This window comes from Roseateles sp. P5_E11, from assembly GCF_054049355.1.
In genome coordinates this window covers 1-8,504 of sequence record NZ_JBFUMO010000237.1, presented here as the reverse complement: position 1 = coordinate 8,504, position 8,504 = coordinate 1, and the positions used below count along the sequence as shown (strand labels likewise).

8 protein-coding genes are annotated in these 8,504 nt (G+C 69.6%); 3 read left to right on the top strand and 5 right to left on the bottom strand.

All coding sequences use genetic code 11. The features are described from left to right. Positions 1-1,069: type I restriction-modification system subunit M (locus tag ACXJKR_RS17580; protein ID WP_457323915.1), on the top strand; the 1,069-nt coding region annotated here is incomplete at its 5' end. 53 nt (positions 1,070-1,122) lie between these two features. Here the strand turns inward: ACXJKR_RS17580 and ACXJKR_RS17575 are convergent. Next, positions 1,123-2,073 (bottom strand): alpha/beta hydrolase, encoded by a 951-nt coding sequence (locus tag ACXJKR_RS17575; RefSeq protein ID WP_457323914.1) that lies wholly within the window; start codon positions 2,071-2,073, stop codon positions 1,123-1,125. Positions 2,074-2,410: 337 nt separating this feature from the next. Here ACXJKR_RS17575 and ACXJKR_RS17570 point away from each other — a divergent pair, with 337 nt between their 5' ends. After that, positions 2,411-3,664: a D-alanyl-D-alanine carboxypeptidase family protein gene (locus ACXJKR_RS17570; RefSeq protein ID WP_457323913.1), complete on the top strand. Its 1,254-nt coding sequence runs from the start codon at positions 2,411-2,413 to the stop codon at positions 3,662-3,664. A 15-nt stretch (positions 3,665-3,679) separates the two neighbouring features. On the opposite strand, the gene ACXJKR_RS17565 is transcribed toward ACXJKR_RS17570, so the two are convergent. The 3 genes from ACXJKR_RS17565 to ACXJKR_RS17555 are packed head-to-tail and all read right to left on the bottom strand — an operon-like array spanning position 3,680 to position 6,295. Then, the gene (locus ACXJKR_RS17565; protein ID WP_457323912.1) at positions 3,680-4,435 is read right to left on the bottom strand and encodes a ThuA domain-containing protein; all 756 of its coding nucleotides are present in this window, start codon (positions 4,433-4,435) and stop codon (positions 3,680-3,682) included. Continuing rightward, positions 4,432-5,292: an alpha/beta hydrolase family protein gene (locus ACXJKR_RS17560; RefSeq protein WP_457323911.1), complete on the bottom strand. Its 861-nt coding sequence runs from the start codon at positions 5,290-5,292 to the stop codon at positions 4,432-4,434. Before ACXJKR_RS17560 ends, ACXJKR_RS17565 begins: the two co-directional genes overlap by 4 nt. A gap of 46 nt (positions 5,293-5,338) precedes the next feature. Beyond that, positions 5,339-6,295, bottom strand: a complete 957-nt coding sequence (locus ACXJKR_RS17555; RefSeq protein WP_457323910.1) for a DMT family transporter — start codon at positions 6,293-6,295, stop codon at positions 5,339-5,341. Positions 6,296-6,427: 132 nt separating this feature from the next. Between ACXJKR_RS17555 and ACXJKR_RS17550 the strand changes: the two genes are divergently transcribed. Next, positions 6,428-7,309: a LysR family transcriptional regulator gene (locus ACXJKR_RS17550; RefSeq protein WP_457323909.1), complete on the top strand. Its 882-nt coding sequence runs from the start codon at positions 6,428-6,430 to the stop codon at positions 7,307-7,309. Here the strand turns inward: ACXJKR_RS17550 and ACXJKR_RS17545 are convergent. Further along, positions 7,306-8,340 (bottom strand): hypothetical protein, encoded by a 1,035-nt coding sequence (locus ACXJKR_RS17545; protein WP_457323908.1) that lies wholly within the window; start codon positions 8,338-8,340, stop codon positions 7,306-7,308. The two genes, ACXJKR_RS17550 and ACXJKR_RS17545, sit on opposite strands and share 4 nt — an antisense overlap. Positions 8,341-8,504 lie beyond the last annotated feature (164 nt).

The window sequence follows — 8,504 nt, the reverse complement described above, 5'->3', positions numbered from 1 at the left end:
CCTTTTGGGCGATGCCTACGAGTACCTGATCGGCCAGTTCGCGGCCGGCTCAGGGAAGAAAGCTGGCGAGTTCTACACGCCGTACCAAATCTCGGACGTTCTCGCCACCATCGTCACGCTCGACAGCCAGGAGCCGGCCACGGGCAAGAAGGCACGCCTGGACAGCGTGATGGACTTCGCCTGCGGCTCGGGCTCGCTGCTGCTGAATGTGCGCAAGCGCATGGGGCCGCACGGCATCGGCAAGATCTATGGCCAGGAAAAGAACATCACCACCTACAACCTGGCGCGCATGAACATGCTGCTGCACGGGGTGAAGGACACCGAGTTCGAGATCTTCCACGGCGACACGCTGACCAACGACTGGGAGCTGCTGCGCGAGCTGAACCCGGCGAAAAAGCCGGCGTTTGACGCCATCGTCGCCAACCCGCCCTTCAGCTACCGCTGGGAAAACMGCGACGCGCTGGCGGACGACGTGCGCTTCAAGAACCATGGCCTGGCGCCGAAGTCGGCGGCGGACTTCGCCTTCCTGCTGCACGGCTTCCACTTCCTGAAGCCCGAGGGCGTGATGGCCATCATCCTGCCGCACGGTGTGCTGTTCCGCGGCGGGGCGGAGGAGCGCATCCGCACCAAGCTGCTGAAGGATGGGCACATCGACACGGTGATCGGCCTGCCGTCCAACCTGTTCTATTCCACCGGCATTCCGGTGTGCATCCTGGTGCTGAAGAAGTGCAAGAAGCCGGATGACGTGCTGTTCATCAACGCGGCGGAGCACTTCGTCAAAGGCAAGCGGCAGAACCAGCTGACCGAGGCGCACATTGCCAAGATCATCGAGACCTACCAGTTCCGCAAGGAAGCGCCGAGGTACGCCCGCCGGGTGGCGATGGAAGAGATCGAGAAGAACGACTTCAACCTGAACATCTCACGGTATGTCAGCACCGCCGTGGGTGAGGCGGAGATCGACCTGGATGCGGTGCACGCCGAGTTGGTTCAAGTGGAGCGCGCCATCACGGATGCCAAACAAAGGCACAACGCCTTCCTGAAAGAGCTGGGTCTCAAGCCATTGCCGTAAGCGCACTTTGTGACGGCCAGCACGGCGTTGATGTTCACGCCATGCGGGTCGCCTCACCGCCCCGCCGCACCCAACAACCCCCGCTGGCGCAGCCAGTCTTCCACCCGCCTCGGCCACGCCGACGCCGTGCCCAACCCGTCCCGCATGMCGATGCCATGCCCGCCCTGCTCGAACAGGTAGAGCTCGGCCGGCACGCCGGCGCGGGTGAGAGCCTGGTAGTACAGGATGCTGTTYAGCACCGGCACGGTCTTGTCGCCCTGCGTGTGCAGCAGCACCGTGGGCGGGGTGGCGGCCGTCACCTGCTGCTCCAGCGAGGTCAGCGCCAGCAGCGCGGGGCCGGGCTCGGCACCGAGCAGCGCGCGGCGCGAGCCGGGGTGGGCGGCGGGGTCGGTCATCGTGATGACGGGGTAGACGAGGACGGCGAAGTCGGGCCGGGCGCTGACGCTGTCCAGCGCTGCGCCGGTGCGGCCGTCGGCATGGTCGAACAGCGTGCTGGCGCTGGCCGCCAGGTGGCCGCCGGCGGAACTGCCCATCACGCCGATGCGCTTGGGGTCGACACTGAACTCGGCCGCGCGCGAGCGCACCAGGCGGATGGCGCGCAGCACGTCCTGCAGCGGCGCGGGGTGGCCCCACTCCTGCAGGCGGCTTTTCAGGATGAAGGTGGTGATGCCCAGCGTGCTCAGCCAGGCGGCGTACTGCTCACCCTCACGCTGCCACGACAGGTAGCGGTAGCCGCCGCCCGGGCACAGGATCACGGCCGTGCCGTTGGGGCGATCCATGGCGGGCGGCACCACGGTGAGCGTGGGCGCCGACACGTTGGCGATGCTGCCGTTGGCGTCCACGCGCTCGGGGCCGAGGTCGCTGCGTGTGGCGGGGGCATCCGCCCGCACGGCGGCGGGCACGCTCTCGGGCCAGAGCGGCAGCACGGCCGGCGCGGGCGCGGCTTGGCTGAGCGGCGTCAGCAGGGTCAACCAGGGCGACAGGATCAAGGGGCGGCGCTGCATGCGTTGGGCGGGCTCGGTTGCCCGCGCTGATGTTCGTTGCGGTGCAGTTTGCCTGCGGTGCGCGCTCATGGCTTTGAGTGAATGGCGGGCCGGCGCAGTTGTAGAGATTCGTGAGTTCTCCGTCGCCAGGGCGGTTGTGGGCATGCCAGAGGACACAATTGGCCCAAATCGCTTGACACGACCCGTGTCGATGACATCCCGAGCGCGATTTCGCCGCCCCTGGCCGGCCCACCGGCCACCGGGGGTGCGCTTCGCGCCAGCACAACGAACCGCCCATTTCAGTGATCAGCGACTTAATCGCCATCACCCTACCGGCTTCTTCAGCAAGCATCTCTCCATGACCCGCACACCGCGCATTTCCCATCTGCTCCCCTGCGTTCTTGCCAGCGCGCTCCTCATCGGCTCGGCCGGGCTAGCCAGCGCCGCGTCGCATGCCAAGCCCCACGCGGCGGCCAAGAAGTCGAAGAAGGCTGCCGCCCCCGCCGAGCAGGCGATGACGACCGACGCGAGCGGGCAGTCGGTGCCGGTGCTCGAGAACAAGGCGTGGGTGCTGATGGACTTCAACACGGGCCAGCTGCTCGCGTCGTCCAACCCGGACGAACCGCTGCCGCCGGCGTCGCTCACCAAGATGATGACCAGCTACCTGGTGGAGCAGGGCCTCAAGAACGGCAAGCTCAAGCCCGATGAGATGGTCACCATGAGCGAAAGCGCCTGGTGCCGCGGCGGCAAGGACGGCGACAGCTGCATGTTCGTGCCGCTCAACGAGAAGGCCTCCTTGATGGACATGCTGCGCGGTGTCGTCATCGCCAGCGGCAATGACGCCTCCAAGGCGTTGGCCGAACACGTCGGCGGCTCGGAGGCCGGCTTCGTCACCCTGATGAATGCCGAAGCAGCCAAGCTCGGCATGACGAAGACGCACTTTGCAAACGCCGCGGGCCTGCCCGACCCCAACAACAAGGCCTCGGCGAAGGACCTGGCCGTGCTGGCCGCGGCCATCATCCGCAACAGCGCCGAGTACTACCCGATCTACGCCGAGCGCGAGTTCACGTACAACAAGATCAAGCAGGGCAACCGCAACGCGCTGCTTTACACCGACGCGACCGTCGACGGTCTCAAGACCGGGCACACGGAGGACGCCGGCTATTGCCTGACCGCCTCGTCCAAGCGCAATGGCATGCGCCTGATCTCGGTCATCATGAACGCGAACAGCAAGCAGGCCCGCGCCGACCAGAMCCGGGTGTTGTTCAACTGGGGCTACGCCAATTTCGAGGAAGCCACGCCGGCCCAGGCGGGCGCTGCGCTGGCCAACGCCAAGGTGGTGTACGGCGTGGCCCCCGAGGTGGCGGCGGGATTGGCCAAGCCGTGGACGCTGGTGGTGCCCAAGGGCCAGGCCGCCGCGGTCAAGACCGAGCTGACGCTGAACCCGGGCCTGGAGGCGCCCATCGCCAAGGGCGCGGTGATCGGCAAGGCGGTCGCGGTGGCCAATGGCAAGACGCTGGGCGAGGCGCCGGTCGTCGCTCTGGCCGATGTGGAGCGCGCCGGCTTCTTCCTGCGCATCAAGCAGCGTATCTCCGGCTGGTTCTCGAAATAGGCCGAACCCGGGTCGTCAGCGTCCGGTGGCGGCCCACCAGACGCCACCCCACAGGTGGTCCAGGTACCGCCCGTCGCGGTACATGGCCTGGTTGTGCCCCAGCGCCGTGACGAAAACGCGGCCCTTTTCGTAGGCCTGCCACCAGCTCACCGGGTGGTCGGCGCCCATGCCCTTGGCGACTTGGCCGGGCCAGATCTTGGTGGGGTCGTAGCTGCGCTCGTCCACGGCCAGCACGGGGTTGATCTTCACGCCGTGCGGGTTGCTGAACTCGTACCACTCGTCTGACCAGATCCATTTGTCCGGCAGGCCGAAGGTGGCGGGGTGGTTCGCATCGGTCTTGGTGACGACGGCCGTCTGCAGCATGGGGTGGATGACGAAGGAGCGGCCGACGAGCTTTTCGTACCAGGGCCACAGGCCCGGCTTGCTGATGATGGCGCGGTGCACGACGACGGCGTTGCCGCCGGCCTTCATGTAGCGCTCGAAGCCGGCGCGCTGAGCCTCGTTGAACTCCTCGCCCGAGCTGTTCAGCAGCACCACCGCCGCGTACCGGCTCAGGTCGCCCTCGAAGGCGCCGGGCTGGGCCGTCCAGGTAAAGTCAAAGGCGTGCAGCTTGGCCAGCTTCTCGAAGCTCTCGCGCGCCACCGGGATGTACTCGTAGTGGTACTTGGTGGGCATGGCCAGCACGAGGACGGCGAACTGGGTGTCGGCAGCCAGGGCCGGCGTGCTGGCCATGGCGGTGGCCACCGCGAGGGCGTTCAGGGTTTTCTTCATCGTGCGGCCGATTCTTCCAGCAACCACCCGCCCAGCTGCCGCATCGCCGCGGGCGTGCGCGCCAGGCTGCGGTGGTTGGTGCCGGCGAGCTGATGCACGGTGACGGCCGAGCCGGCGCGCTGCAGGGCCTGCACGAGGGTGTGTGAATGCGCGTGCGGCACCTGGCGGTCCTGCTCGGCCAGCAGCACCAGCACCTCGCAGTTCAGCGCGCCGGCGGCGGCGACGCTGTCCAGCGGCGAGCGCAGCCAGGGCGTCAACGGCGCGAGCAGCAGGTTGCGGCGCAGCACCGCGCGCAGGCTCTTCAGCGGTGTGATCAGCGCGACGCTGGCCACCGGGCGGCCGGCCGCGGCCAGGCGCGCCGCAAGCTGCATGGCCACGCCGGTGCCCAGGCTGCGGCCAGCCAGGTGCAGGGCGCCCGGCGGCAAGCCGAGCCGCGCCAGCCCCCAGGCCGCGGCGGCTTCGGCGTCGGCCACGCAGGCGGCCTCGGACGGCCAGCCGCCGCTCTCGCCCAGGCTGCGGTAGTTGAAGGCCAGCAGCGCGCAGTCGTCGGGCAGCCAGCCGGCGAGGTCGGGCGTCCAGGCGACGTTTTCGTTGCGACCGCCAAACCACAGCAGCAGGCGGCGGGGTGCCTCGCCCACGGGCTGGGTCAGCCAGCCCTGCAGGCGCACGCCGCCGGGGCGATTCAGCCAGACGGCCTCGCTGCGCCTTCGGGCCGCTGCGGGGCCGGGGTCAGTGCGGCGGATGACCCAGGTGCGGCCGAACAGCAGCTTGCCCTGCAGGCCGATGAGGGCGGCCGGCAAGGCAAGCAGGAGAAGCAGGGCACAGGCCCAGGGCAGGAGAGCGGTCAGCGGTGGCATGGGCCGAGGCTAGGCCGCCTGCATGACAGCGTGGTGAGCGCGGGCTTCAACGTGTGCAAGGCGCCGCGTTGCCCAGGGCCACGCGCGGCGCCGGCACTGCGGCGGGCTTGGGCGCCCACACGGTCAGCGCCAGGCCGAAGCCCACCAGTGCCGCGCCGGCGATCTCGTTGGCATGCGGCGCCTCGCCCATCACGGCGTGCACGGCGATGACGGATACCGGCACCATGTTCAGGAACAGCGTCCCCAGCGGCGCGCCGAGCTTCTTCACGCCAGCGTTGAAGGCCAGCACGGCAGCCACGGTGGGCACCAGGGCGATGTAGACCAGCTTCGGGCTCAGGCTCAGAAGCAGCTCGGCCGACGGCGCCTCGGCCCAGCCCAGCAGCGTGGCGAGCAGCGCCACCAGTGCCAGACCGGGCAGCGCGGCGATGGCCGTCAGCGCGGTGTACTCCAGCGGGCTGTGGTCGGGCACCTTGGCCATGGCACGGGTGTAGAGCACCCAGCCCAGCGTGCCGGCCAGCGTGATGGCGTCGCCCAGCAGCATGCGGGCATTGATCTCGCTGGCCTGGCCCAGCAGGTTGGCCACGGTGGCAACGCCGGCGAGCGCCAGCGCGGCGCCGAGCAGGGCGCGCAGCGGCGGGCGTTGGCCGTCCAGTGCCCAGCGCAGCGCCATGGTCGTGAAGGGCATGGTGGCCATGATGACGGAGCCGTGCGAGGGCAGCGACAGGCGCAGGCCATGGAACACCATGATGCTGAACACGCCATAGCCGGCCAGGCCGACGAGGCTGTGGCGCAGCGCGTGGCGGCGCAGTTTGGCCCAGGGGTGGCTGCCGGCGAAGTGCACCAGCACGGCCAGCACCGCGGTGGCCAGCGTGTAGCGGGAGAAGGTGAACCAGACGGGGTCGAGCTGGGCGACGACGGTCTTGCCGATCAGGAACAGGCTGCCCCAGGTGGAGGTGGCAAAGAGCAGGGCGGTGATGGCGCCGGGTCGGGTGTTGGCGGTCATGGAGGGTCTCCAGACGAATGTCGATGCCTTCACTCTCGGCGCCTGGCGCAATTTCATCCATTCGTTTCGGCCGACCGCCCCGTTCAGAAAATCCACACCCCCGCCCCGTCGCCCCTGAGCAGAATGGCGGCCATGGAGATCTACCAGCTCAAGACCTTTGTCGCCGTGGCCACCGAGGGCAACCTGACGCGCGCCGCGGAGCGCGTGTTCACCAGCCCGCCGGCGGTCAGCGCCCAGCTCAAGGCGCTGGAGGACGAGTTCGGTGTGAAGCTGTTCGAGCGTAGCGCCCGCGGCATGGCGCTGACGGCCGCCGGCGAGCGCCTGCTGGAAGAGGCGCGCCGCACGCTGGCCGCGGCCCAGGGCATGCAGGCGGCGGCCGCGCAGATCCGCGGCGAGGCGCGCGGCCAGGTGCGCATGGGCACGGTCAGCGACGCGGTGGCCCTGCGCCTGGGCGAGGTGTTCGTGCACCTGGCCGAGCACCACCCGGGGGTGCAGCTGCAACTGCAGCAGCTGGTGTCACTGCGCGCCATTGCCGCCGTGCGCAAAGGCGAGCTGGACTGCGCCTGCGTGCTGCACGAGCACGCCGAGATCGAGGGCCTGGAAGTGCGGCGCCTGCAGGCCGCCGAGATCGTGCCCGTGGTGCCGCAACGCCTGCTGATACACGGCGGCCTGCCGCCCGACCTGGCCGGCCTGGCCGCCCTGCCCTGGGTGACAACGCCGCCCGACTGCGGCCTGCGCAGCCACCAGGAAAGGCTGTTCGCCCAAGCCGGCGCCGTGCTGGAGGTGGGCCTGCAGGCCGACACCGAGGTGGCGGTGCGCAGCATGGTGGCGGCCGGCATGGGCGCCGGCATGGTGCGGCGCGACCAGGCCACGCTGATGGAAGACGCCGGCCAGGCCCGCATCTGGCCGGGCTGGTCGGCGCCGACCTGGTTCTGCTGGATCAGCAGCCCGGCGGCGCTTGCCGTGCCGGCCGTTGGGGCGGTGCGGGATGCGGTGGCGCTGACCTGGGTTTAAGGCGTCTTCGCCGCGGGTGTGCGCAGCTGGGCGACGGCGGCCTCGAACTGCTGGGCGGCCTGCTTCAGCGCATCCAGCTCGGTGCTGGCTCGCGCCAGTGCCTTTTGGGCTGCGTCACGGGCGGCGGCCTCGCCGCCGGCCGGCGCCGCGGCGATGGCGCCCAGGCGGGTCTGGGCCTCGGTCAGCGCGCGGGCAAGCTGGTCGCGCAGCGCGTCCAGGCGGCTCGACAGGCCCTGCGCCTCGTCCAGCTTCTGGCGCCTTGCCGCGTCGCCGTCACCCGGCGCGTTGCGCAAGCCCTCAAGCGTCTCGCGATCGCTCTTGATGTGGGCCTCCAGCGCATCGCGCTCGGTGGCCAGGGCCGCCTGCTGGCGCTGGGGGGCCGCCGGGTCGGCGGGCGTGCCCTCGTTGCGCGCACGCAGGCCGTCACCGGCGCTCTTGCTGCCGAAGTAGAAGCCCACCACCGTCGTCAGCAGGGTGATGATGGCGGTGAGCAGCTGCTTTTGCGCGTCCATCGCGCTGGCCGAGGGGCGCGACTCCAGCGTGTAGAGATTGAGCTTGGCATTGGCGCCGGCATCGGTGCCCGAGGCGGCGCGGCCGGGTGAGGCGACGACGACCAGCAGCGAAGGCACCTGCTTGTAGCGCGTGATCTCGTCCGGCAGCCGTGCCAGCGGCACCTCGATCTGCTCGAAGGGTTTGTCGCCGGGGCGGGGCATGCGGGCCTCTTCTTGCGCTTCGCTGAAGAACTTGAGGCCGAACACCGCGAACAGCACCATCACGCCCACGGCCAGCAGCGTGCGCACCGAACCCGAGGGCAGGCCGAAAGCCTCGTTGGCGTCGTTGAGGTTGAGGCCGCCGAAGACGATGGCCGTCAGCGTCAGCGCGGTGGCCATCAGCACCAGCAGGCCGACAAACCAGAGCGCGGAATCGCCTCTCGGGTTCGGCGCCAGCAAGGTGAGCGCCAGGACCGCGCAGATCGCCAGCAGCCCGATGACGCCCCATTTGACCCGCCGGGAAACTTTCTCGTCGTCCATGGCAATCTCCCGCGCTGATATGCAGGATCGCGACGCTAACCGCCATGGCCGGGCCGGGCATCCTCAGCTTTGCGGAGCTGGCCGCGTCACACCTTGGTCATGCAAGCGAAGCGGTCGCAGCGCAAACTAAGGGCCTGTTGGCACTGCGAGGATCGGATGCGTTG

Coding starts and splice junctions, on each gene's coding strand:
- ACXJKR_RS17555 (WP_457323910.1), bottom strand. CDS start 6,295: ATGACCGCCAACACCCGACCCGGCGCCATCACCGCCCTGCTCTTTGCC.
- ACXJKR_RS17550 (WP_457323909.1), top strand. CDS start 6,428: ATGGAGATCTACCAGCTCAAGACCTTTGTCGCCGTGGCCACCGAGGGC.
- ACXJKR_RS17560 (WP_457323911.1), bottom strand. CDS start 5,292: ATGCCACCGCTGACCGCTCTCCTGCCCTGGGCCTGTGCCCTGCTTCTC.
- ACXJKR_RS17565 (WP_457323912.1), bottom strand. CDS start 4,435: ATGAAGAAAACCCTGAACGCCCTCGCGGTGGCCACCGCCATGGCCAGC.
- ACXJKR_RS17545 (WP_457323908.1), bottom strand. CDS start 8,340: ATGGACGACGAGAAAGTTTCCCGGCGGGTCAAATGGGGCGTCATCGGG.